The organism is Bradyrhizobium sp. 930_D9_N1_4, assembly GCF_052076015.1.
GTDB lineage: Bacteria > Pseudomonadota > Alphaproteobacteria > Rhizobiales > Xanthobacteraceae > Bradyrhizobium.
Genome location: NZ_CP197236.1, coordinates 1,324,942 through 1,349,932, shown reverse-complemented (window position 1 = coordinate 1,349,932; position 24,991 = coordinate 1,324,942). Strand labels below are relative to the sequence as shown.

20 protein-coding genes are annotated in these 24,991 nt (G+C 64.8%); 9 read left to right on the top strand and 11 right to left on the bottom strand.

Annotated elements, in window-relative coordinates:
- The first annotated feature begins 88 nt into the window (after nt 1-88).
- Nucleotides 89-1,189: a ring-opening amidohydrolase gene (locus tag AB7532_RS06275; RefSeq protein ID WP_441233943.1), complete on the top strand. Its 1,101-nt coding sequence runs from the start codon at nt 89-91 to the stop codon at nt 1,187-1,189.
- A 111-nt stretch (nt 1,190-1,300) separates the two neighbouring features.
- Nucleotides 1,301-2,770, top strand: a complete 1,470-nt coding sequence (locus AB7532_RS06270) for an amidase (RefSeq protein ID WP_441233942.1) — start codon at nt 1,301-1,303, stop codon at nt 2,768-2,770.
- A 181-nt stretch (nt 2,771-2,951) separates the two neighbouring features.
- Here AB7532_RS06270 and AB7532_RS06265 read toward each other — a convergent pair whose 3' ends face one another.
- Complete coding sequence (locus AB7532_RS06265; RefSeq protein ID WP_441233941.1) at nt 2,952-3,269, bottom strand: hypothetical protein; 318 nt, start codon at nt 3,267-3,269, stop codon at nt 2,952-2,954.
- 126 nt (nt 3,270-3,395) lie between these two features.
- Between AB7532_RS06265 and AB7532_RS06260 the strand changes: the two genes are divergently transcribed.
- Both AB7532_RS06260 and AB7532_RS06255 read left to right on the top strand, forming a co-directional pair.
- Nucleotides 3,396-4,304, top strand: coding sequence for a PaaI family thioesterase (locus AB7532_RS06260; RefSeq protein ID WP_441233940.1), 909 nt, complete (start codon nt 3,396-3,398; stop codon nt 4,302-4,304).
- A 68-nt stretch (nt 4,305-4,372) separates the two neighbouring features.
- The gene (locus AB7532_RS06255; protein WP_441239197.1) at nt 4,373-4,738 is read left to right on the top strand and encodes a hypothetical protein; all 366 of its coding nucleotides are present in this window, start codon (nt 4,373-4,375) and stop codon (nt 4,736-4,738) included.
- Between the two features lie 7 nt (nt 4,739-4,745).
- On the opposite strand, the gene poxB is transcribed toward AB7532_RS06255, so the two are convergent.
- The 6 genes from poxB to AB7532_RS06225 all read right to left on the bottom strand — a co-directional run bounded on the left by poxB (nt 4,746) and on the right by AB7532_RS06225 (nt 12,357).
- Nucleotides 4,746-6,482 carry a ubiquinone-dependent pyruvate dehydrogenase gene (poxB, locus tag AB7532_RS06250; RefSeq protein ID WP_441233939.1) on the bottom strand — a complete coding sequence of 579 codons (1,737 nt, stop codon included), beginning with the start codon at nt 6,480-6,482 and terminating at the stop codon, nt 4,746-4,748.
- Nucleotides 6,483-6,562: 80 nt separating this feature from the next.
- Complete coding sequence (locus AB7532_RS06245) at nt 6,563-7,195, bottom strand: 2-dehydro-3-deoxy-6-phosphogalactonate aldolase (protein ID WP_441233938.1); 633 nt, start codon at nt 7,193-7,195, stop codon at nt 6,563-6,565.
- Between the two features lie 12 nt (nt 7,196-7,207).
- The gene (locus AB7532_RS06240; protein ID WP_441233937.1) at nt 7,208-8,128 is read right to left on the bottom strand and encodes a 2-dehydro-3-deoxygalactonokinase; all 921 of its coding nucleotides are present in this window, start codon (nt 8,126-8,128) and stop codon (nt 7,208-7,210) included.
- 108 nt (nt 8,129-8,236) lie between these two features.
- Nucleotides 8,237-9,952: a hypothetical protein gene (locus tag AB7532_RS06235; RefSeq protein WP_441233936.1), complete on the bottom strand. Its 1,716-nt coding sequence runs from the start codon at nt 9,950-9,952 to the stop codon at nt 8,237-8,239.
- A 57-nt stretch (nt 9,953-10,009) separates the two neighbouring features.
- Nucleotides 10,010-11,128, bottom strand: a complete 1,119-nt coding sequence (locus AB7532_RS06230; RefSeq protein ID WP_441233935.1) for a hypothetical protein — start codon at nt 11,126-11,128, stop codon at nt 10,010-10,012.
- A gap of 86 nt (nt 11,129-11,214) precedes the next feature.
- Nucleotides 11,215-12,357, bottom strand: a complete 1,143-nt coding sequence (locus tag AB7532_RS06225; RefSeq protein WP_441233934.1) for a hypothetical protein — start codon at nt 12,355-12,357, stop codon at nt 11,215-11,217.
- Nucleotides 12,358-12,802: 445 nt separating this feature from the next.
- On the opposite strand from AB7532_RS06225, the gene AB7532_RS06220 reads away from it, so the two are divergent.
- Nucleotides 12,803-13,900 (top strand): LLM class flavin-dependent oxidoreductase, encoded by a 1,098-nt coding sequence (locus tag AB7532_RS06220; protein WP_441233933.1) that lies wholly within the window; start codon nt 12,803-12,805, stop codon nt 13,898-13,900.
- Between the two features lie 57 nt (nt 13,901-13,957).
- The gene (locus tag AB7532_RS06215) at nt 13,958-14,527 is read left to right on the top strand and encodes a flavin reductase family protein (protein WP_441233932.1); all 570 of its coding nucleotides are present in this window, start codon (nt 13,958-13,960) and stop codon (nt 14,525-14,527) included.
- A 4-nt stretch (nt 14,528-14,531) separates the two neighbouring features.
- Here AB7532_RS06215 and AB7532_RS06210 read toward each other — a convergent pair whose 3' ends face one another.
- Complete coding sequence (locus tag AB7532_RS06210) at nt 14,532-16,379, bottom strand: sigma-54-dependent Fis family transcriptional regulator (protein ID WP_441233931.1); 1,848 nt, start codon at nt 16,377-16,379, stop codon at nt 14,532-14,534.
- Between the two features lie 211 nt (nt 16,380-16,590).
- Between AB7532_RS06210 and AB7532_RS06205 the strand changes: the two genes are divergently transcribed.
- Complete coding sequence (locus tag AB7532_RS06205; protein WP_441233930.1) at nt 16,591-17,766, top strand: IS481 family transposase; 1,176 nt, start codon at nt 16,591-16,593, stop codon at nt 17,764-17,766.
- A gap of 124 nt (nt 17,767-17,890) precedes the next feature.
- On the opposite strand, the gene AB7532_RS06200 is transcribed toward AB7532_RS06205, so the two are convergent.
- The 3 genes from AB7532_RS06200 to AB7532_RS06190 all read right to left on the bottom strand — a co-directional run bounded on the left by AB7532_RS06200 (nt 17,891) and on the right by AB7532_RS06190 (nt 23,701).
- On the bottom strand, nt 17,891-21,196 hold the full coding sequence (locus AB7532_RS06200) for a carboxyl transferase domain-containing protein (RefSeq protein ID WP_441233929.1): 3,306 nt from the start codon (nt 21,194-21,196) through the stop codon (nt 17,891-17,893).
- Between the two features lie 127 nt (nt 21,197-21,323).
- Nucleotides 21,324-22,007, bottom strand: coding sequence for an aspartate/glutamate racemase family protein (locus AB7532_RS06195; protein ID WP_441233928.1), 684 nt, complete (start codon nt 22,005-22,007; stop codon nt 21,324-21,326).
- 11 nt (nt 22,008-22,018) lie between these two features.
- Nucleotides 22,019-23,701, bottom strand: coding sequence for a methyl-accepting chemotaxis protein (locus tag AB7532_RS06190; protein ID WP_441233927.1), 1,683 nt, complete (start codon nt 23,699-23,701; stop codon nt 22,019-22,021).
- A gap of 292 nt (nt 23,702-23,993) precedes the next feature.
- On the opposite strand from AB7532_RS06190, the gene AB7532_RS06185 reads away from it, so the two are divergent.
- Entirely contained in the window at nt 23,994-24,494 is a 501-nt protein-coding gene (locus AB7532_RS06185; RefSeq protein ID WP_441233926.1) for a hypothetical protein, read from the top strand.
- A gap of 11 nt (nt 24,495-24,505) precedes the next feature.
- Nucleotides 24,506-24,979, top strand: coding sequence for a hypothetical protein (locus tag AB7532_RS06180; RefSeq protein WP_441233925.1), 474 nt, complete (start codon nt 24,506-24,508; stop codon nt 24,977-24,979).
- Nucleotides 24,980-24,991 lie beyond the last annotated feature (12 nt).

Genomic DNA, 24,991 nt, shown 5'->3' with positions numbered 1-24,991 from the left:
GGGAGATAGGTGCTTGCACCTTGACACGTACTGCCGTTCCACGGCTGGTTGGCCTGCCGGACCACCAAACTGCATATGAGGACCATTCATGCGGACAGCATCGGTCGGCGTCTTCAAGGTCGCCACCAGGGGCCCCGGCGACGTCTCCGGCCTGATGGCGATGATCGGCTCCGGCGCGATCGATCCCACATCGATTCTCGCCATTCTCGGCAAGACCGAAGGCAATGGTGGCGTCAACGACTTTACCCGGGAATATGCCGTCGCGGCGCTGTGCACGGCGCTGGCGCCAAAGCTGGGTCTGTCGGCGCACGAGGTCGAGCAGCGCATTGCCTTCGTGATGTCCGGCGGTACCGAGGGCGTGCTCAGCCCGCATATCACCGTGTTCACGCGGCGCCAGGCCGAGCGTCCGGCGGGCATGACCGGCAAGCGCCTGAGCATCGGCATGGCGCACACGCGCGATTTCCTGCCCGAAGAGCTCGGCCGCTCCGCACAGATCATGGAAACGGCAACGGCCGTGAAGGCCGCGATGGCGGATGCCGGCATCACCGATCCCGTCGACGTTCATTTCGTACAGATCAAATGCCCGCTGCTCACCAGCGATCGCGTCGAGGCGGCAAGCTCACGCGGCAACAAGACAGCCACGACCAGCGCCTACAGCTCGATGGCCTATTCGCGCGGCGCCTCCGCGCTCGGCGTTGCGGTCGCGCTCGGCGAGATTGCTTCCGAGCTTCGCGACCAGGACGTGCTGCACCGCTACGACCTGTTCTCGAAGGTGGCCTCGACCTCGTCGGGGATCGAGTTGATGCACAACGTCGTCATCGTGCTCGGCAACTCCGCGTCGTCTGCGAGCGCGTTCGAGATCGGGCATGCCGTGATGGATGACGCCATCGATGCTGCGGCAGTGACATCGGCATTGAACAGCGTTGGGCTTGGCCCGACGTCACAGCCAGGCCGTGAGCTCGTCAACATCTTCGCCAAGGCCGAGGCCTCACCGGATGGCAATGTGCGCGGCTTCCGCCACACCATGCTGGAGGACACCGACATCAGCTCGACGCGCCACGCTCGCGCCGCGGTCGGCGGCCTGATCGCGGGCCTTGCCGGCACCGGTGCGGTCTACGTCTCCGGCGGCGCCGAGCACCAGGGCCCCGCCGGCGGCGGCCCGGTTGCGGTGATCGCGCGGCTGTCCTAAGCACGCCGCGACCTCACCGTCCGGCGCAACCCTGCCCTTCGCGCCGGCTCAGTTGATAAACGCGGTCCCTTGCGAAAAAGGTGACGCTGCTACCCACGGGGATTTGACTTCATGACTTTGCCGATGAGCTGGAACGAATGGGCGCAGCACGATGGCGTTGGCCTCGCGGCACGCGTCCGCAAGGGCGAGCTGACGGCGAAGGAACTGGCGCGCCAGGCGGCCGCGGGCGTCGCCAAGGTCAATCCCACCCTGTCGGGCGTCGTCGAACTGTTCGAGGACGTGATCGCCGATCCGGCCAAGGACGGCGCCAATCTTGCCGGCCCGTTCGCCGGGCTGCCCTTCCTGATGAAGGATCTGGGACCGACCATGAAGGGCCGGCTGCAGGAGATGGGCTCGCTGCTGATGCGCGACAATCGCGCGGCAGCCGACACGTTCCTGACCGGTAAATTCCGCCAGGCCGGCCTCAATTTGATCGGCCGCACCACGACGCCCGAATTCGGCGTGTGCAGCTCGGCCGACAATCCCGCCGTCTATGTCACGCGCAATCCCTGGAATACCGACTACACCACCTGCGGCTCCTCGGCAGGCAGCGCGGCGATGGTCGCGGCCGGCGTGGTGCCGATCGCGCATGCGACCGACGGCGGCGGCTCGATCCGCATTCCCGCCGGCGTCAACGGCAATATCGGCCTGAAGGTCTCGCGCGGCGTGTTCTCGCTCGCCCCGCACATGTCCGACCTCACCGGCCTCGTCTCGATCCAGGGCTGCCAGTCGCGCAGCGTGCGCGACACGGCAGCTTTCGTCGATCATGCCCGCGGACCTGCGCCCGGCGAGTTCATGCCGTTCTGGACCACGGCGCAGCCCTATTCCGAGATGATCAAGCGCGACCCGTCAAAGCTGCGCATCGCGCTGTCGCATACATGGGGCGACTACAAAGCGACGCCGGAGATCGCCGCCGAACTGGAGAAGACCGGCCGCTTTCTCGAAGGCCTTGGCCATCACGTCGATTACGCGCTGCCCGAGCTCGACTTCCGCGCCGCGTTCGAAGCGCAGACGATGTGCTACATCTCGAATTTCGCGGTGGTGATCTCCAACATGCTGACTGCGCGCGGGCTGGAAACGCCGCCGGAAGATCTGATCGAGCCGATGAACATCCGGATCTGGGAAGCCGGCCGCCACACCAGCTTCGCCGAACGCGCGAAAATGCAGGGCGTGTTCAACTCCACCTCGCGCGGCTTCGGCGCGTTCTTCGAGCAGTGGGACGTGATCCTGACGCCGATCACGGCGCTGCCGACACCGAAGGTCGGCACGAAGGAGTATCTCACCATCTCCGACAACCCTGATGTGCTCGACTGGTTCGGCAATCTCTGGCGCTTCTTCGCCTTCACGCCGCTCGCCAATCTCTGCGGCATGCCGGCGATCTCGATGCCGATGGCAACCCAGGACCATGGCCTGCCGCTCGGCATCCAGGCGATCGGCAAGCAGACCAGTGACGGCCTGCTGCTGCAACTCGCCGCACAGATCGAGCGCGCGCTCGACGGCAAGTGGAACGACGGCCGGAAGCCGAAGGTGCATGTGGGCTGAGGCGGAGTTATTCGTTTCGGAGGATGGTGCGCTTGCGGCCATCCTTCGAGACGCCCGCCGTTGGCGGGCTCCTCGGGATGAGGTCTTGTTTCTCGGCAAGATATTAGACCCTCATGGTGAGGAGCGCCGCACTGCGGCGCGTCTCGAACCACGAGGCCGAGATGCCGCTAATACGTCGGTCTCAGTTCTTCACCGCCGGAATTTCCTCCGCGGGCTGCTGCTGGCCCTGCCTGAACATCGCCAGCGCCTTGTCGAGCGCTTCGCGCAAGGCCAGCGCTGCGGCCACGCTGCAACGCAAATGCGCGGTCTGGACCACGTCGACCCTGACGGCGGCGCCGACCGGCATCAGCAGGTTCGCGGCGAGCTCGATCTGGATCGCGCCGTTGTGATGGCCGAAGCAGGATGCGCCGTCGAAATAGATGATCGGCGCCCTCTCCGAGCTCGAGCTCGAAATGGTGACGGGCCCCTGATTTGTGGCGGGCGTTTCGGGGTCGGCCATGGGCACTCCTTACGGCTAGTCGACAGACGAAGCGCCCACCATCGTTGCTTCGGCTCGCCCTGTCGAGGCCAAACAGGCCGTATTCGAGGTTTTGCGCGACGCTCGACACTGGTCTAGAACGTTGCCATGTCCAACTCTCCGACCACGCTCCCGTTCGAGGAACTCGCCGAGGCGATCAAGGGCCGCCGTTCCGATTACGGCCATATCAGCGGGCTGCAGCTCGACCGCTTCGCACCTTGCGAAGCCTGGTCCAGCCTGCCCTACCGTCCCGTCTTCGTCGGCGACACCGAGACCGGCGTTTTGCATGGCGGCGTCGTCACCGCAATGCTGGACGAGAGCTGCGGCATGGCGGTGCAACTTGCGCTCGACGGCACGAGCGCCATCGCAACCCTCGACCTGCGTATCGACTACCAGAAGCCGGCGACGCCGGGCCTCGACATCAAAGCGCATTCGGTCTGCTATCGCACCACGCGCTCGATCGCCTTCGTGCGCTCCACCGCGTATCAGGAGTCCGAGGACGATCCGGTCGCGACCGCGACCGCCTGCTTCATGATCGGCGCCAACCGCACCAACATGCTCGCCGACCGCAGGATGGATTCGCGCAACATCCCGACGCTGGAGGCACCTGACGATCCGGATGGCCCGTTCGCCAACAGTCCGTTCGCACGCGCTCTCGGCATCCGCGTCAACGACGACGGCACGCTGACGATGCCGTTCTCGCCGCAAATCATCGGCAATCCGATCCTGCCCGCGATCCATGGCGGCATGACCGGCGCCTTCCTCGAGACCACCGCGATCTTCGGCGTCAGGCGCGAGCTCGGCATCGCCGCGCTGCCCAAGCCGATCGGACTCACCGTTAACTATTTGCGCTCCGGCCGTGCCCTCGACACCGTCGCCAATGTCTCGATCGTGAAGCAAGGACGGCGCATCGTGGCCTTCGAGGCGCGGGCCTGGCAGGACGATGCCGACAAGCCGATCGCCACCGCCTTCGGCCATTTCATGCTGCGGCCGACGCCCGGAAGTGACGAGGAATAGGCGTATTTTCCCTTGACGACAGGGGGCCGGGCCACAACGATAGCCCGTCCCTCATGAGAGGTATTGGGTTGCGGCATCCGTTCGACATCGTCGCCATGTTCGCCGCGCTCTGGCTGCTGGCGTCGATGGTGCTCGACGCGCTGACGCCGCCGGCGCTGACGGCGGTGATGATCGGCATCGCGATCGGGCCCGCCATCGTCATCACCGCCGTGTTCTATTATCTGCGCTGCCCGCGCCTGGACTTCGCGGTGATGTTCGCCGCGCTCTGGCTGATCTCCGACATCGCGATGGCGTTCATCTCGCAGACTCAGCTGCCGCATTTCCTGATCGCCCTCGGCTTCCTGCCGGCGCTGCTGATCGGCATCGTGCTGCACTGGCAGCGCTTCCAGAGCCGCCACGAACGGCTGCCCGCGCCCTCGGTGAAGCGGAGCTGATCGCGCTTTAGCGCGATAGCAGGTTGGTCTTCGCGAGATCGATGACTTCGTCGCCACGACCGCTCATCACAGCGCGCAACACCCACAGGCTGAAGCCCTTCACTTGTTCGGCCGTGATGGTCGGCGGCATCGAGAGCTCCTGCTTGGCGGTGACGACGTCGAGCAGCGCCGGGCCGTTGTGGGCCAGCATCTCCTTCATCGCACCCGGGAGCTCGCCAGGGTCCTCGACGCGCTTGGCGAAGATGCCCATGGCGCGTGCCATCGCCGCGAAGTCGGGGTTTTCCAGGTCGACATTGGTGTCGACGAAGCCCGCGGCCTTCATCTCCAGCGCGACGAAGCCGAGCACGCCGTTGTTGAAGACCACCACCTTCACCGGCAGCTTCATTTGCGTCAGCGTGATCAGATCGCCCATCAGCATGGTGAAGCCGCCGTCACCCGACAGCGAGATCACCTGACGGCCGGGCTGCGAGGCCTGCGCGCCGATCGCTTGCGGCATGGCGTTCGCCATCGAGCCGTGCACGAACGAGCCGATCAACCGGCGGCGGCCGTTCATGTCGAGATAGCGCGCGGCCCACACCGTGGGCGTGCCGACATCGGCGGTGAAGACCGCATCGGCGGACGCATGGTCGCTGATGACCTTTGCGAGATATTGCGGATGGATCGGCTTGCTGCCGGGTGTGCCCTTGGCGAGCGAGTCCAGGCCTTCCCGCGCCTTCTTGTAGTGCGTGATGGCGTCGTCGAGATGCTTGCGCTGCGTCTTGGACTTGAGCAACGGCAGCAGCGCCTCGATGGTCAGTTTGACGTCGCCGACGAGGCCGAGATCGATCCTGCACCGCCGCCCCAGATTTTCCGGGCGGATGTCGATCTGCGCGACCTTCGCATCAACAGGGAAGAACTGCTTGTAGGGGAAGTCAGTGCCGAGCATCACCAGGACGTCGCAGGCGTGCATGGCAGCATAGCCCGAGGAGAAGCCGATGAAGCCGGTCATGCCGACGTCGTAGGGATTGTCGTATTCGACGTGCTCCTTGCCGCCGAGCGCATGCACGATCGGGCTCTTGAGCGCTTCAGCCAGTTGCATCAGCGGCGCATGGGCACCGGCGCAGCCGCGGCCGCAGAACAGGGTAATGCGTTCGGCGTCGTTGAGGAGATCAGCAAGGGCCTTCAGCTCGTCGGCCTGCGGCACGATTTTCGGCGCCGAAAGTGAAAGCCCGCGCGTCGTCGACAGCTCGCGCTTTGGGGGACTACGGAAGGCGACGTCGCCGGGCATGGCGACGACAGCGACGCCGCGCAATCCGACCGCTGCACGGATCGCATTCTCCAGCACGAAGGGAAGCTGGCTCGGATCCGAGACCATCTCGCAATAATGGCTGCACTCGCGGAAAAGGTTCTGCGGGTGGGTTTCCTGGAAATAGCCGCCGCCGATCTCGGCCGACGGGATCTGCGCCGCGATCGCCAGCACCGGAACGCGGCTGCGATGCGCGTCGAACAGGCCGTTGATCAGATGCAGATTGCCGGGCCCGCAAGAGCCTGCGCAGACGGCAAGGCTCCCGGTCATCTCGGCTTCGCCCGCGGCCGCGAAGGCCGCGACCTCTTCGTGCCGGACATGAATCCATTCGATGGTGCCGCGGCGGCGCAGCGCCTCGGTGATCGCGTTCAGGCTGTCGCCGACGATGCCGTAGATGCGCTTGACGCCGGCCTGTTCGAGCGTTGCCACGAACAGATCGGCCACGTTGTTGATCGCCATGTCGGTCTCCTGATCTCGCTGGTGCAGCAAGATAGGATAACGCGCGACCGTGACGCCATCACGGCTTGTTTATTGGCGGATCAGTCTTTCGCAATCGCCCGATCGTAGGCCACAATCGTCGCTTTCGCGCGCGCCGCCACATCGGCGGCACTCATGCCGGGCTTGTAGAGGCTGGAACCGAGTCCGAACGCAGTGACACCGCCCTTGATGTACTCGGCAAAATTCTGGTCGGAAACGCCGCCGACCGCGGCGATCATCACGCCCGCCGGCAGCACGGCGCGGATCGCGGCAATGCCGGAGGCACCGAGCACGCTCGCCGGAAAGAATTTCAGGCCCGATGCGCCCGAGCGCGCCGCCAGCAGCGCTTCCGTCGGCGAAAACACGCCGGGCAACGTGACCATCGCATACTGATGTGCACGCGTGAGCACCTGCGTATCCACATTCGGCGAGACCATCAGCTTGCCGCCGACATCATTGAGGCGATCGACATCTGCAGTGGCCAGCACCGTGCCGGCGCCGATCAGCACATCGGCCGGCGCCTGCTTCGCGGCAATGCCGATCGAGCGGAACGGATCGGGCGAGTTCAGGGGAATCTCGATCGCGGTCATGCCGGCCTCGATCAGCACGCCGACGATAGCCTCGGTCTCCTCGGGCTTGATGCCGCGCAGGATCGCCACCAGCGGCCGCTTCATCGGCGGAAAGGGAACGGTCATCTCAAAATCCTTCTATTTCGTCCAGATCGCCGCAGCGGCCATCGACAGGCCGCGGCGGACCGCGTCATCGGCATCGATCGGCTGCACGGTGACCGACAGTGCCTCGAAAGCGAGCCGGTACAGCGCGGCCAGTCGCCCTGACGCAATCAGCTTGATGCCGGCCTTCGGCACGCTGCCGGAAAGGCCCGCCGCGAGTTCGGCACCGATCAACGTTCCCGACAGCGTCTCGCGGGCCGCGGCCGGCGTGCCGCCGAACAGCAATTGGCGCGACCGCGCGCCGAATAGAAGATTGGCCGCGAAAGCCGGCGCCTCGTGCGCAGCTTTCACCGCCGCCTTGAAGCTGGCGACATCCTCGGCCTCATCGGCCCCGGCGACTGCCAGCGACAAGATCGACTCGCGCGAGATCACGCTGAAGAGTTCGCCGGTCATGAAAGTCGAGAAGTGTTGGACCGTGCCGTCCTGCACGCGCACCCATTTCGAATGCGTGCCGGGCATGCAGACCAGCGCCTCGCCCGCGGCATCGAGACCGAGCGCGCCGAGCAATTGCGTTTCCTCGCCGCGCATCACGTCCGGTGCTTTGGCGTTGCGCTGCGCGATGCCCGGCAGAATGCGGATGTCACGCGCTTCGGCCGGCACGCGCGCAGCATGTTTCAGCACGGCCGAGAGCTGTGCCGGCGTGTCGACATAGCCGGCCTCGACCCAGCCAGTCTTGGCACCGGCCATGCCGCAGACGAGAACGGGCAGGTGAGCGGGCGCCTCGACCGCGGCAAGATGCGATTGCAGCACGGACGCGAAGCCGGCCTTGGCCGCAGCCAGCATGCCCTCATCGCTGCGGCGCTCGGCCAGCACCTGACCGGCGCGGTCGACCAGCCAAAGCCGAAAGCTGCTGGTGCCCCAATCCACCGCCACATAGGCGGCCTCACTCTGATCCATCGGTGTCCCTGACATCGCTCCGGTCGCGCGCTCATTAGCACCCGATCGGCGATGGGACCACCCTCTGGAACGGCCCGCTCACGCAGGACCAGGCGTTCCGCGCCGCGATCAGCTATCGTGGTCGCGGATCAGAAGTATCGCCTTGGTGTCACGGTTGTCGGAACTCGGAAAATCCGGCTGCGTTACCGCCATATTGTCGATCAGGGCAATCACCCGTCGCCGGCTTTCGGCATAGTTGATGTTGTCCTGGGCGTTGCTCACCGGCGCTGTCAGATTGAGGCAGCCGATGCTCCACAGATAGCCCTGGGCCGGGTGGATCAGGACCCCTTCACGGACGCCGGTGTCGGCGACGCGCAAGCACGGCCGCGCCGTGGCGCCGGGTACGGTCGATTTGGTGTAATTATGCGTGCTGTATTTCTGGCTCGCGCCGGCATGCGTGAACAGCCGGTAGGTACCCGCCTTGAGACGCTGATGCTCGTTTTGACCAACCTTGGTGTTGTCGCCGGGGCCCTGGCGCTCGCAGACCATGCCCGAAATTTCCGGAATCTTCTTGCCGTCGAAATAGGCCTGATAGATGCCGACCGTCCTGGCATAGCCCATGCCCTTCCTTTGTTCAGTCCTGATCCGGTCGATGCAGAGCACGTAGCCCTTGGTATCGGTCGGATCCGCAAAGGTGACTGCAGGCAGGGCTTCCGGCTGCGCAGGCTGCTCGGTCAGGTCCTTGGGAAAACTGACGAGGACGCTGAAGAAACCGTCGGGCGTCTTGAGCTTCTGCGCCTGTGCGCCGGCATCGCGGAAATAGGCGACTTCGACGTCAGCATCATCACTGAGCAGCCCGGTGACCTCGAACTTGTCCGGGTCGCTGTCATTGACGACGTTTTGCGGATTGGACCTGGCGACCTCGGGATCGAGCCGGCCGCCGCTGCGCAGCTTCTTCAGCAGAAAGCAGGCGTCGCCGATCCATTCCGCACATCGATTGAGATGATCGCCGAACGTGAACAGGTTCCACGGATTTGCACTGGTCTCGCGAAGACTGCCGGCGTTGTAACAGGCCGCGACCAGGATCGGGTCGAAGCCGGTGCTGTGGCGCTTGTTGTTGAGCTTGATCTCACCGGTACCGATGTCGATGTTGACGGCGCCTTCGTACAATTTGAGATCTGTGGGCGTCGGAATCGGCTTGCTGGTGAATGCTGGCGCGACGGCATTCCTGTCGTAATCGAGCTGAAGGAGCTTGATCACCTCTTGCGCCGTCGTCGCGAGAGTCTGCATCGGACCGGCGCTGTAGGTCGTATGCGCCGCTTCCCATCGGAAAGTGGGAGCTCCCGTGAACTTCGTCTTGCGGTCGGCTCCGCTCTCGGTCGCGATCGTCATCACGATCAGTTCCGGCGGAATGCCGTGCTTCATCGAGGCATCAAAGATCTCTTGCTCGTAGATGTCGAGAATGGCGGAGCACGTCTTCGGCTCTCCATTGGATCTGCAAGGCTTGTCGGGATCGTCCTCGAGATAGACGCCGTCACTGTCGAACTTCCAGTCCTGGCCACCCTTGAAACTGTGAAAGCCGGATGAGCCAAGCTGCGGCGTCTTGCTCCAGTCGAGCCGGCCGACGACCGGCTCGTCAAACTGGACGAAGTCGGCCTGCAGCCAGCCGACGCGGGTCTCGGCGTCGAATTTGGCCGCGACCAGCCACCATCGCACCTTGTTCTCGGTGTCGTCGACGATGGCCTCGAACACGGCGCCCTTTTGCAGGATGCCCAGAGGAAGACCGTTCGGATCGGGTGTCTTTCGTAGCGTGAGGTTGTCGGTCGTCACGATGCCGGTTGTCATCTCGCTTCGTCCATGCCTGATCGAGGTAACCGAAGGGGTGCGCTGACTTCCTTTGACCTATCCTTTGGCCGCGCCTTGCAGGATCGCGTCCCTTGCCGCCGTGAAGGCCGCCAGGCTCTGCTCGAACTTCCGGCTCGCTTCGTTGACACCGGTGCGCAAGACGACGATCTGATCGCGGATCGACAAGAGATCGGCGCCCTGGGAATCCGGCTTCACCGTCGCCGACACCTCCTTGGCGCGGTCGGCCTTGGCAAGCAGGTCGGTCTGCGCGGCTTTCAGTCCGTCGTAGCTCTGTTGCGCATCGACCAGGGGTCTCGCCAATTTTGCCTGAACATCCGAGCTGGCGGCCTTTACTGCCGTCGCGAGCTGTCCCATGGGATCAGGCCCGAGCCCGGTGATCTTCCTTTCGACATCGGCCGCGACCCCTGCGACCTCGCGCGCGATCCCCAGGACGGCATCCGGCGTCGCCGGCCCTCCGCTCTGAAGATCGGCGAGCGTTGATCTCAGCGTCTTCACCGCCTCCGACGACGAGTTGCTGCCGAAGTAGAAGCCCACCACCGTCACCAGCACCGTCGCCGAGATGGTCAGGATCTGCTTGGCCATATCGAGCAGGCCGGGGTCCTGTGGTCCCTTCTTCAGATAGACCTTCACGATCACGTCGGTTGAGCCGGCAGGCGCGCCGGGAACGGAGGTTTCACCTATGATATAGTCGGTGTCAGGATAATTCTTGCGATAGGTATCGACGGCCGACTTGGCGACCTGGACTTCCGTAATGACCCGGCCCATCGGATCGAACAGTCCGCCGAGAACCCAGGATGAGACCGAGACGAACACGATCGCGAGCCCGAGCGCCAGCAGCGCGCGGATCGATCCCGGCGGCAGGCCGAGCGCCGACGCCGGCTCGACGATACCGACGGCACGCGAGAGCACGATCAGCGCAACAAGCCCGACCGCCAGGATGGCCGTCCCTGCGAGCGCCGCCGAGCCGAGCGAGTTCACCGGCGCCTTCACGTTGACGATCAGAAAGCAGATCAGAGCAAGAGCCACGAGTCCCGCGCCGAACCAGCCCGCCGCGGCCGGGCTGATGGCGCTGAACGGGCTGTCCTTGCCGACCCTGTTGATGGTGGACTTGTCTTCGTCCTGGGGCGGGTTAGCCGAGTTCTGTGCATCGCTCACGGTGCTTCTCCCAACTAATTATCAATGGGCATGCTGCCCCAAGAGACCCGAACGGTCTTGAATGGTGTCGAAAGAATCTTGAGTAACTATTTTTTCTGTAACGTCGCGAGCTTGGCCTGCAGAGTCTTCACGTCTTCCTTCAGCGCGACGATCTTGTTGTCGAATACCGAAAGCTGTTCGGTCAGTTGGTCCTTCAGATCCGGGCTGACCTCCATGGTCTGCTTGATCTTTTGCTTCTTTTGTTCGTTCTCAATGATTTCCTTCAGCCTGGACTGGATGGTCTGCTTGGTCTGAACAATTTCCGCTGCATTTGGATTGGTGGAATCAACCTGGTTCCCGCCGCCGCCCGATGTCGTGTTGCCGCCACTCCGTCTTACAACGCCGCCACCTGGCGACGACGGCGCCGGACCCAGGTCTGCCAACTGCGCCGCACTGACGCCCGGATTGACGATACATTTGCTACGGAACGTTTCGTCCGTCGTGATTTGCATGCAGGCGTAGGACACCAGCTGGAACAGCCGCCCCAGATAGCGGCGGTTCGGCGTCGGCTCCAGTCCCTTGGCCAGCAGCGCCTCGATCTGGGCCTTCCAGGCCGGGATGTTATCTCGCCCGGTCGCATAGATCGCCGCGAGTTCCGCGACGTCCTGCGGACTCACCATGCTGCCGGGTTCGTTCGGCGAGTTGATCCAGACCTGGACCTCGAGCTCAAGGGAATCGCGGTACAGTGCCGCCGAGACGGTGCCATAGCGCACCGCGTCGGCGCCGAGCTGGATCAGCGCGTGAAGGATATCGACGGCCCCGGCCGCTCCCACGATGCCGCCGGTAATACTGCTAATGAGCTTCTGGGCGTCCTCGATCGGCAAGGCGGCAACGGCTGCGGTGTAGAGCGCGTTGACATAGTCGACCATGATGCTGTCGAAGTAGAAGCAGGGCTCGCCCGGGTTGTCATAGGCGCACTTCACGAGCTGCTGCGCATAAGCGCCCGCGCTTCCAATCTGGTAGGCGAGTTGATTTCGCTCGGACGCGCCCTTGGGGCTGATCATCGCGATGCGCGCGATCGCCGCGTGCAACGCGTAAGCGCGCAGCGCGCGCGTCTTCTTGGAGTCAGCCTTCCACCAATATTTATCGGCCAGATAATCGACGTAACCGCCGCGATTATCCAACTCCTGACGAACAATACCACAACCGCCCACCCACAATGCGAGGGTGAGAACTAAAACTCTAAACATAAGGCCGCCCCCCAAAGGCAGCGTCAATTAGAAGGATAGAAGAGCAGACGATTTCTACTTTGGCAAGACGCGCCCTGTGCGCGTGCGGTCGCAAAGCGCAACCGGCCGCGATGGTGTTGCTTTAAAGGCTCAATTCTGCGCCGTGGCGTGAATAGCGGCCCCTGCAATTGCACAACCAGGACGTGAGCACACCGGCGATCCCGCGTGCCGTCCGGCGCGGATTGCGTTGCACCAATGAGATTGCGTCTCGCGAAAGTGAGACACGGCCCCGGCCTGCACCCGCGATTTCAGCAAAATGCGCGCGCGGCAACGCCTCTATCCTGGAAAAGCCGGCCGAAAAGCTCTGGCATGGCGATTGCTGAAAGCCTGCTGCTGAAGTGTCGGAAACACGTGCACCAAGACGCGTCGCCGCAGCAAACGAACAACAACGACAGAGGAACACACCATGGAGATCGGCTATTTCACGATGCCTTCGCATCCGCCGGAGTGCGGCTTGAAGGAAGGACACGACTGGGACCTGCAGGTCCTGCGCTGGCTCGACGAGTTAGGCTATCAGGAGGCCTGGATCGGCGAGCACCACACCGCGCCCTGGGAACCCAATCCCACGCCGGACCTCCTGATCGCGCAGGCGCTGATGCAGACCAAGAAGCTTCGCATCGGACCGGGCGGCTTCCTGCTGCCCTATCACCACCCGGCCGAGCTCGCCAACCGCGTCGCGATGCTGGACCATCTTTCCGAGGGCCGGCTCAATTTCGGCGTTGCGGCGAGCGGCCTGCCGAGCGACTGGGCGATGTTCAACGTCGACGGCATGAGCGGACAGAACCGCGACATGACCCGTGAGGCGCTCGAGATCATCCTGAAGCTGTGGTCCGATCCAGCACCCTTCACCTACAAGGGCAAGTTCTGGACGGTGACCAAGCCGGACACGATGTTCGATTTCCTCAAGCCGCACATCAAGCCGCTGCAGGCACCGCATCCGCCGATCGGCGTTGCGGGACTGTCGAAGAACTCGGACACGCTGAAGCTCGCGGGCGAGCGCGGCTTCATCCCGATGAGCCTCAATCTCAACCCGGCCTATGTCGGCAGCCATTGGGACTCGGTCGAGATCGGCGCCGCCAAGACCGGCCGCAAGCCGAACCGCGCGGACTGGCGGCTGGTGCGCGAGGTCTTCGTCGCCGATACCGACGAGGAGGCCTGGAAGCTTTCGACCGGCGACATGATGGGCCGGATGATGGGCGAATACTTCCTGCCGCTGCTCGGCCATTTCGGCTTCAAGGACTATCTGAAGCACGCCCCTGATGTGCCCGACAGCGACGTCACTGTCGAATATTGCGCGAAACGGAACTGGATCGTCGGCTCGCCCGCGACGGTCGCCGAGAAGATCGAGAAGATCTACGACGAGGTCGGCGGCTTCGGCGTGCTCTGCGTGTTCGGCTTCGACTACAAGCACAAGCCGGAAGCCTGGCACCATTCGCTCTCGCTGCTCAAGAACGAGGTGATGCCGCGCCTGAAGCATCTCGGCTCCGCGCAGAAGGCGGCTTGACCCGATGCGGGTGCGGCGCGAACCTGCTGCACCCGCATTTTTCCCGGAGATTTCCGCGTGACGGTCGACGCCAAACCTCTTGACGCGAAGGATTTCAAGCAGGCGATGCGCCAATGTGCCGGCGCGGTCGCACTGGTGACTGTCGGTGCCGAGCACGGCAAGCGCACCGGACTGACGGTGACCTCGGCCTGCTCGCTGTCGGACAATCCGCCGTCCCTGATCGTCTGCGTCAATCGCAACGCCAGCGCCCATGCGCGCATCCGCGAGGAAGGCGCCTTCGCGATCAACTTCCTGCATGAGGATCACGCGCTGCTGGCGCTGACCTTCAGCGGCCAGAAGGGCGTCAACGGCGATGATCGCTTTGCCTTCGGCCAGTGGACGCGCGGGGTGACAGGCGCGCCGGTGCTGACCGACGCGGTCGCTGCGTTCGACTGTGTGCTGGCCCAGGAATTCGAGACCAGGACGCATTCGATCTTCGTCGGCGAAGTGCGCGGAGCTTCGCATTTGGCGACCGCCAAGCCGCTGGTCTATCTGCGCAGCAGCTTTCACACACCGCACGAAATCCGCGAGACCGTTTCAGTCGGCGACCTCGATTCGCGGCACCTGAGCTGGACTGATTTTTCTTAAGTTGCTACTGCGCCGTCTCGATCTTCAGCTGCTTGATCTTCCGATATAGCGTCGCACGGCTCAGCTTCAGCGCACGCGCAGCCTCGGTGACGCGGCCGCCATGCTTGCGCAACGCCTCGACGATGGTCGCGCGCTCAGCCGCTTCGAGATCGGGCTCCGCCCTTGCCCCAAACGGCGGCAGATCGAGATCGGCATCCGTGATGACCCCATCCTCCGCCGTGCAGCCGGCGAGCCGCAACATATGCCGAAGCTGGCGCATGTTGCCGGGATACGAATAAACCGTGAGCTGGGCCCACGCATCATCCGACAGGCGGCAGTTCGGTGCTTCCTCGCGCGCGATCTGGCGAATGACATCGTCCCGGTCTGCACGCTCGCGCAGCGCCGGCAACCGCACCTCCATGCCGCGCAGGCGGAAATAGAGGTCGGCTCGGAAGGCGCCCTCCTCCGCCATGCGGCCGAGATCGCGATGGGTGGCGCTGATCAGGCGGATGTCGACGGGCACCGGCTTGAGCGCGCCGAGCGGCCAGACCTCGCGGTTTTCCAGCACGCGCAGCAGACGGGTCTGGAGCGCGATCGGCATGTCGCCGATCTCGTCGAGGAACAGCGTGCCGCCGTCCGCCTGCACGATCAGGCCCTTCGAGCCGTCGCGCCGCGCGCCGGTGAAGGCGCCGGCCTCGTAGCCGAACAGCTCGGCGTCGATCAGGCTCTCCGGCATCGCCGCACAATTCAGCGCGACGTAATTGTTGCGCGCGCGGTTGCTCCCCGCGTGAATCGCGCGGGCGAACACGTCCTTGCCGACGCCGGTCTCGCCATGCAGCAGCACCGGCAGATTGTGATCGCCGATGCTTCTGAGCCGCTTGACGCTTTTGATCAGGCCGGGATCCCGGCCGGCGAGCCGATGCAGCGCGTCGAAGCGATCGACGGGGGCGTCGCGACGCGGCACGCGCGACCTTGCGGGCAGCGGTGGCGCGACACGGCCCTGCCCTAGCGGACGACCATCGGCGCGGCGCAGCTCGACGATCGCATCGGCGGCATGCGAATGGTCGAGCTTGATATAGCGCGACAAATCGATGCCAGAAGCAATCAGTCCGTCGGTCAGCCCCAGCAGCGCGCGCGCCGAACGGCAGGCGCCGACGATGCGGCGGTCGTCGTCATAGGCGAGCAGACCGCTGCCGCCGTCGCCCGGCACAGTCGCGATCCAGGCATTGCGGAAATGGCCGCGGAAGATCGCGCCCTCCATCCGCCGCGTCGCCTCCATCGTCACCGCAAGCGCGAGTTGATGCGCGGCGCGTTCGAGATCCTCGCGGCAGGAGGTGATGTTCACCGCACCCGCAAGACGCCCCGCCTGGTCGAACAACGGCGCCACGGCACAGGAGAACATGTGCCATTGCGCGCGAAAATGCTCGTCGCGGTGCACCAGGATCGGCTTCTGCTCGGCAAGCGCGGTGCCGAGCCCGTTGGTGCCTTCAAAGGCTTCGGCGAAGTTCGAGCCGGTATAGATCTTCCAGTCCATGAACATCCGTGCGTCGGCCTCGCCCGGCAGGCGACTGAACAGCATCGTCGCGTTGGCGTCAGCCAGATTGACGCAATAGCCGGCATCGCGCAGCACGCGGGCGAGATCGTCGAGCTCGGGTGTGAGAAGCCGGATCGTCTCTTCCATCGGCTCGGCGACATGCCGCACCTCGGACTCGGTGAGTGTCTGCGGCGGGCCCTGGCGGGCGGGATCGAGCTTGTGGCTGATCAGGCAGCGCCGCCAGGAATCGGCGATGCGCGATGAGGCGTCGACGTCGGCCACATGATTGGCAACGGACAAGACACGGGCGACATGGTTCGAGGCCGAAAGGCTGGCCATCGCGGACGTCTCCACCCTGTATTATTGTGCAAAGTCTGGCAGCACGGGCGGGGATGTCAATCGGGAACCGGCGAGGCGGTTATAGGGCGCGATGCCTCAGCGCCGTCATGGCCGGGCTTGTTGTTTAGCCCGGACAGATCACTGACGGGTGTTCGGAGACATAGCTGACACATCAACATTGGCTGGATTGGTCCGATTCGGGAGGCCGTCCATGCCTTGGAATGAGGTGTCAGCAATGGATCAGCGCCATGAGTTTGTGCGGCTGGCTTTGCAAGAAGGCGCTAACCGGCGAGAGCTCTGCCGGCGGTTCAACATCAGCCCTGATGTCGGCTACAAGTGGCTGTCGCGCTGGCAGGCTGGCGATCGGGAGCTGACGGACCGATCCCGGCGCCCGCGCGCGATGCCCCAGCGGAGCGATGCGGCGGTTGAGGCCGAGGTCCTGGCTGTCCGCGACAAGCACCCGGCCTGGGGCGCGCGGAAGATCGCCCATTGCCTGAAGCGGAGCGGGCAGACGGTGCCTGTGCCGTCAACGGTGCACCAGATCCTGTGCCGGAACGGCCGGGTCAAACCAAGCGAGAATGCACCGCCAAATCCGGGGCACCGCTTCGAGAAGGAAGCTCCCAACCTGCTGTGGCAGATGGACTTCAAGGGGCACCTGCCACTCGCCAACGGGACGAGGTGCCATCCGCTAACGATCGTCGACGATCACTCGCGCTATGTTCTGTGCCTGAAGGCCTGCGCCGACGAGCAGCGTCTGACCGTGCAGGATCACCTGACGGCGACGTTCCGCTGCTATGGCCTGCCCGAGGCCTTCTACACCGACAACGGCTCCCCCTGGGGCGACACGTCCGGCGTTCGTTGGACCGGACTGAAGGTGTGGCTGCTCAAGCTTGGTATCAGGGTGATCCACGCCAGGCCGTGCCACCCGCAGGCTCGAGGCAAGAACGAACGCTTCCACCGCACCCTGAAGGCCGAGGTCTTTGCAATGCGTCGCTTCCGCAGTCTTCCGGAAGTCCAGCGCGCCCTCGACGCCTGGCGCCCTGTCTACAATCTGGAGCGCCCCCACCAGGGCCTCGACATGCACGTTCCCGCCGATCGCTTCCGGCCGAGCGTCCGGGTCATGCCGGCTCGCATTCCAAAAATCGAATACGACAGCGGCGAGATCGTGCGCAGGGTCTCATCGACGAGACCCTACGTCTCCTTCAAAGGACGCTTCTGGAAAGTTCCCCAGGCCTTCGCTCGCGAACGCCTTGCCATTCGGCCGCTGGATCGTGACGGCCACTACGGAATCTTCTTCGCAAGCTGGCAGGTCGCATCAATCGACTTGACCAGCGCCCAACCTGTCAGTGATGTGTCCGAACAGGTGTCAGCCATGTCTCCGGACTAAACACTTGTCCCGGCCATCCACGCCTTTGCCGCGCGTGCGAACGAACGTGGATGCCCGGGACAAGCCCGGGCATGACGATGTGGAGGCAGATTGCCCTAAGTTACTCTGCGTTGCTGCACTGCGCTCACCACGTGTCGATGCACGGCCGCTTCTTCTCCGTCCGCGCCGGCGGCTTCGGGACGGAGCGCAGGCCCGCCATGATCCAGCGACGCGTCTCGGCGGGATCGATGACGTTGTCGATCTCGAACACCGAGGCGATCGAGACCGCCTTGCCGTTGGCATAGAGCTCGGCGACCTTGTTGCGGTAGTAGGTCTCGCGCTCTTCGGGGTCGGCGATCGCCTCCATCTCCTTGCGGAAGCCGAGCCGGACATAGCCCTCCAGCCCCATGCCGCCGAACTCGCCGGTCGGCCAGGCCGCGGTGAAGAACGAGGCATGGAAGCCGCCGCCGATCATCGACTGCGCACCGAGGCCGTAGCCCTTGCGCAGCACAATGCCGAACAGCGGCACGGTGATGCTCGCGCCGGTCACGAACATGCGCGAGACGTGGCGCACGATCGCGGTCTTCTCGGCCTCCGGGCCCACCATGAAGCCGGGCGTGTCGCAGAGCGAGACGATCGGCAGGTCGAAGGCGTCGCAGAGCTGGAGGAAGCGCGCGGCCTTGTCGCCGGCATCGGCGTCGATCGCGCCACCGAGATGACGCGGATTGTTGGCGATCAGGCCGACCGGTTTGCCCTCGATGCGGACCAGCGCGGTGATCATACCGACGCCGTAATCCCGGCGCAGCTCCAGCACGCTGTCGCTGTCCGCGACGAGATCGATCACACTGCGGATGTCGTAGACGCGCAGCCGGTTCTCCGGGATCGCACGGCGGAGCAGGCGCTGGTCAGCGGCCTCCCACTCCGTCACCGCGCCCTGGAAATAGGACAGGTACTTTTGCGCGACGGATGTCGCCTCCTCCTCGTCCTCGACCAGGATGTCGATGACGCCGTTCGGAGACTGGAACGCAACAGGGCCGACCTCGGCCGGATGATAGACGCCGAGACCGCCACCCTCGATCATGGCAGGGCCACCCATGCCGATCGAGGCATTTTTCGTAGCGATGATGACGTCGCAGCAGCCCAGCATCGCGGCGTTGCCGGCGAAGCAATAGCCTGAGACGACACCGACGACCGGTACCAGGCCCGAGAGCTTCGCGAACTGCACGAAGGACGGACCGTCCAGGCCGGTCATGCCGAGCCGGTCGGTGTCGCCCGGCCGGCCGCCGCCGCCCTCGGCGTAAAACACCAGCGGCACGCGCCAGTCTTCCGCCAGCGTCAACATGCGGTCGATCTTCTTGTGGTTCATGTGGCCCTGCGTGCCCGCGAGCACGGTGTAGTCATAGGCCACGACGATGCAGCGGCCGCCTTCAGGCCCGAACTTCCCGGCGTTGACGGTGGCAACGCCCATGACGAGACCGTCGGCCGGCGTGTTCTTGATGAGATCGTCGACCTTGCGGCGGCGGCGCTGCGCCGCGATCGCAAGGCTGCCGTACTCCATGAATGAGCCTTCGTCGACGAGCTGCGCGACGTTCTCGCGCGCGGTGCGCTGGTTGGTGTTGCGGCGGCGCTCGACCGAGGCCGGACGGTTCGCATCGCGCGTGTTGGCCTGCCGCGCGATCAGCTCGGCCAGATCAGGGCGGATATGATCGAGATCGACGTCGGCTTCGGCCGCCGTGCTGTCTGCCGCAACGTCGAGCGGCTCCAGATACAGGATGGGATCGCCATGCATCAGCGTGACGCCGTCGCCGGCGACCAGCTTCATCACGCGGCCACCCTGCTCGGCCATGACGAGATGTTCCATCTTCATGGATTCGATCACGGCGAGCTGCTGGCCGGGACGCACGATCTCGCCTTCCTTGACCTGGACGGTGACGATGGTGCCCTGCAAGGGCGCCGCGACCATCACCGCGCCCTCAGGCACGGCTTGCGCGACATGCGCCTCCGCACCGAGGCCGGCGCCTCGCTCGGTCGCTGCAAAGTAGAGCGGCTTGGCCGCGCCATCTGCGGCGTCGACGAGCTTTGCGACGTTCCGATCGATGAAGTCGGTCGCGATGCGGTTGGTCCTGAAATCGGGATGCGCCAGCACGGCCTGGAGGAAGGCAATGTTGGTGACGACGCCGTCGATCCGGAATTCGCGCAAGGCGCGCGAGGCTTTTGCAACCACGTCGTGCCAGGCCTCGCCCGGCGTATGCACGATGACTTTTGCCAGCAGCGAATCGAAGGCGGCGCTGGTCTTGTAGCCGGCATAGCCAAAACTATCGACACGGACACCGGGGCCTGACGGCGGCTCGAATACGGCCAACACACCGCCGGTCGGATGCGTCGCGCCGTTTGCATCCAGCGTCTCCATGTTGACGCGGAGCTGCATGGCATAGCCGCGCGGCTTCGGGATCGAACCTTGCGCAAGGCCCAGCGAGGCGAGCGTTGCGCCTGATGCGACCGCGAGCTGGGCGCGAACGAGATCGAGGCCGAGCACCTCTTCCGTCACGGTGTGCTCGACCTGGAGCCGCGGATTGGCTTCGATGAAGGCAAAGCTGTCCTTGGCGGTGCCGTCGACCAGAAACTCGAAGGTGCCGAGATTGTCGTAAGAGGCCGCCGCCGCCAGCTGCTTCGCTGCCTCGATGATGCGGCCACGCAGGGGCTCACTGAGCGACGGGCTCGGCGCGACCTCAATCAGCTTCTGATGCCGGCGCTGGATGGTGCATTCGCGCTCCCAGAGATGGGAGATCGCGCCATGTCGGTCGCCGATGATCTGCACCTCGATATGGCGGGCCTGCCGGATCAGCCGCTCGGCATAGACGCCGTCGAAGCCGAACGCGGCCTTGGCCTCGGACTGACAGCGTGCATAGGCTTCCGCGAGATCGGATGCGCTCTCCACGACGCGCATGCCCCGGCCACCGCCGCCGGCCATCGCCTTGATCACGATCGCGGCGCCCTTGCCAAGAGTTTCGAAGAATGCCGTGATCTCGTCGAGGCTCGACGGCCCATTGGTGCCGGCGATGATCGGCACTTCGCAGCGTTTTGCCAGTTGCCGTGCCGCGACCTTGTCGCCGAACAGTTCAAGCGCCGCCGGTTTCGGCCCGACGAAGGCGAGACCTGCGTCAGCGCAGGCCTTGGCGAAAGCGGCGTTCTCACTGAGAAAGCCATAGCCGGGATGCACGGCATCGCAGCAGGCAGCCTTCGCCGCCTTCACCACGGCCTCGATGTCGAGATAGGCCCGCGCGCCGCGGCCCGGAATTTGGACGGCGTCGTCGGCAACACGCACATGCAGCGACAGCGCATCGTCGGCGGGATGGATCGCAACCGTCGTCATGCCGGCATCGGCCGCCGCGCGCGCGATGCGGATGGCGATCTCGCCGCGATTGGCAATCAGGAGCTTCTTGAACGACATGCGGCGTCTCCATGCCCCGCGCGCCAGGCGCGGCGCGGCAGGTTCGATGGTCCTGCTTCTTCACTTTAGCCGCGGCCGTCAAGGGTGGGAAAGCCGGTCGCGGCGACAGGTCCCGCGGGCCGGAATATCAGCCGCCGGCGCGCGCCGAGATGAGGCGAATAATCCGCACCACGGCAGACGGGATCGGCGCGATGACGGGGACAGCGAACATCGGTTGAAGCGCGCGCGCGGCTTCGCCCAAAGGACCACCGCCGATGATGACGGCCTCCGCGCCGTCGATCGCGATGCAGGCTTCCACGGCGCCGGCCAGCGCGTCGCGCAGCCGCGCCGGATCGCGCATCAGCTCCTCCGGATCACCTTCGGCAAAGCGGGTGCCGGTGTAATGCGCCCGCAATCCCAGCGCTTCGGGCAAGGCATCGATCTTCGTACCCAGTAGCGGCGTCGTGGTCGCAACGCCGAAACGGCGGCCGCCTTCAGCGGCTTCCAGCATCGATGACTCGCCGATGCCGACTGCGGGCAACGTCATGCCGGCCCTGATCCTTGCCAGACCGGGATCGCCGAACGCAGAGACGATGACGCCGTCGCACGCGCCGCTGCGGGCCAGCGCAATCTCTTCCGCTTCGGGCGCAGCCGCATCCAGTGCCTCGGCCGATACGATCATCGACGGCGCACGCGTCGCCGTTGCACCGGCGACGTCGAAGCCGTCGCCGGCCGCGGATTTCGCGATGGCGACCATCATCGCGGTGGTCGCCTCGTTGCTGTTCGGATTGATCAGGAGGATGCGCGCGCGCCGATCGGAGTTTTGGCCCATCCCCTGCTATACTAGGCCGCCCGGACCCCCGCAACGAAGGTGCTGACCTCGTCCTCGAGCGATTGCAGCTTCTGCGTCAGCCGGCCGCTCGATTGCAGCACGAGGCCGGCGGCCTGGCCGGTCTCAGCGGTCGCGTCGGACACGCCGGAGATGTTCTGCGAGACCTGGTCGGTGCCGGAGGCCGCCTCCTGCACGCTGTGCGCAATCGCCTGCGTCGCGGCGCCCTGTTCTTCGACCGCGGCTGCGATTGAGGAGGAGATCTCGTTGACCTCCATGATGGTCTTGCGGATGCTCTCGATGTTACCGACGACCTGGTTGGTCTCGGCCTGGATCGCGGTGATCTGCGCGCCGATCTCGTCGGTCGCCTTCGCGGTCTGGCTCGCCAGCGATTTGACTTCGCTTGCGACCACGGCAAATCCCCTGCCGGATTCGCCCGCGCGCGCGGCCTCGATGGTGGCATTGAGCGCCAGCAGATTGGTCTGCGAGGCGATCTGGTTGATGAGGTCGATGACTTCGCCGATCTTGTGGGCGGCGGCAGCGAGCCCCTGCACGGTGTCGTTGGTGCGCTGGCCATCGGCAGCGGCCTTGTCCGCCACGTTTGCGGCCTGCGCAACGCGCTGGCTGATTTCGGTGATCGAAGCCGACAGCTGGCCGGCGGCGGACGCCACCGTCTGCACGTTGGATGAGGCCTGCTGGCAGGCGGTCGCGACGAAACTGGCGCGATCGGTCGCCTTGTTCGCGGTCTCCGACATGCCTTGCGCCGCCTGCTGCATCGCGCGCGCCTCGTTGAAGACGTCGCGAACGACGGCCTGCACGCTCGCCTCGAACTTGCCGGCGAGGTCGGCCATCGTCTTGCGCTTCTCGTCGTCGGCCCGCTGTTTCGCTTCGTGCTGCTCGGCGTGCATCCGGCCCACGGCCGTCGCGTTGTCCTTGAACACGGCAAGCGCCTTGGCGAGCCCGCCGACCTCGTTGTTGCGATCGGTGTAGGGCACCTCGAAGGCGCTGTCGCCTGCGGCGAGGCGCTCGGTCAGCGCGGTGATCTTGGCCAGCGGCCGCGTCACGCTGCGGCCGATCACGAAGGACGCGCCGAGCACGAGCACGAGCACGACGAGGCACACGAAGCCGAAGGTCATTGCATCCTGACGAAACACCGCGTCGACGTCGTCGAGATAGATGCCGGTACCGATGATCCAGCCCCAGGGTGCAAAGCCCTTCACATAGGAGATTTTCCCGACCGGCTGGTCGAAGCCGGGCTTGGGCCAGAGGTAGCCATAGAAGCCGGCGCCCTGTTTCTTGACAACGTCAACGAAGCCGACGAACAGCGCGTTGCCAGCGGGGTCCTTCATCCCCGCGAGATCCTTGCCGTCAAGCTCGGGCTTGATCGGATGCATGATCATCTTCGGGGTCATGTCGTTGATCCAGAAGTACTCGACCTTGTCGTAGCGCAGGCTCTTGATCTCGGCCATTGCACCGGCCTGTGCCTGCTCTCGGGTGAGTTTTCCGTCGCTCTCGAGCTTCTGGTAATGCGTCAGGATGCCGTAACCCACATCGACCATGTGCTGCGTCTTGGCCTGACGATCCGCGATCATCTGGCTGCGCAGGGTCGACAGCGCGATCGGCGCCAGGGCGATCATGCCAAGAAGGCTGATCGCAACGATCAAGACCAGCTTGAAACTGATGCGGGAGAAAATCATCGGTGCTCGCAATTCTGGCGGGGCTGATATGCCAGTTTATCCCGTCCGCCTTAGCAAACCTTTAAGCATTCGGGTTCCCGAGGGACCGCAAAAGTACGCGAAACGGCCTGATGATCTGAAGCCGCGACAACCGGATCGACGCCGCATTCGCGTGAGCGCAATTTAGAATTCGTCGACGTTCGCGCCTCTGCCGGAATCTAGAAGACCTCGATATCCGCCCTCCGGACGTTGACTTGCGTGAGCCCGTGGCGGAACGATCGAAGCAGATATTTTGCGCCAGGCCGGAAGCTCCATGCATCAATCGACAGACACCAGATCCCTCGACCTTCCCGCGCTGTGCGCGGCCGAGCGGCTCTTCATCTGGGGCTTTCGCGCCAAGGCCCGCAGCGGGACCGCCGTTCCGACCGCCGCCGACATCCAGCAGGTCTACGACCATTTTCGCGTCGGCGATGCCGTGCCCTCGCTCGAAGCGATCATCGAGATCTTTGCCTGCACGGCGCATACAGCCATCGAGGTTCATTGCCCGACCTGTCCGAAGATGTCGGACAGCGAGCACGGAATCTTGCGCGCCATCTCCGCGGCGCAGAAGCAGCGCGACGAAGTCGCGCGCGAGCAGTTCGAGAGCTGGCTGCCGCCGGTCGGTGCCGACTGGGCGCTGGCGCCGGTTCGCGGCCTTGCGACGATCTTCCGCATGGCCGGTCTCATTCTGCCCGACCGACAGGTTCGATCGTTCGAGCTCGAACGGACGATGGCGATGAAGAGCTGGTTTGTGGGAAGTCCCACGTTGCACTGACGAGATCGTTCATGACGCAGAATGCGTGCGATTCTGTGCCTGCCGCAGAAGCCGGCCAGCCTCGGCTCTGTCCGCTCCAGGCCGCACTTGCGACGCGACCGTGCGTCGAGAGCTACGATGATTTTTGTCGCGTCGCGCTGTCGCTGTTCCGGTTCATCGGCGCGGCCTATGCGACCGGCGCCTCCGACTGCTGGGAAGCCGCCTATCGTTACGCCGACGAGGCACCGGGCGTTGCCGACAGTCCGCTGCTGGTCGCGCGCGCTGCCGCGCTCGTCCGGATCCTGCGCAACGGCCGGCCGTGCGAGCTGTGCTTCATGCCGCCGTCGTGCCGGCGCCTCTCGAAGGACGAGGCGGAGTTGATGCGACTGCTGGCGGTCGCGCGCCGCAACCAGCCGGGCGAGCTCGAATCCATCGTCTGCCAGTTCGTCGGCGGCGCGAATGAGATCGCGACGACGCGAGCGGTCAATGCGCTCGCCGTCTGCTGATGTTTTGATGAG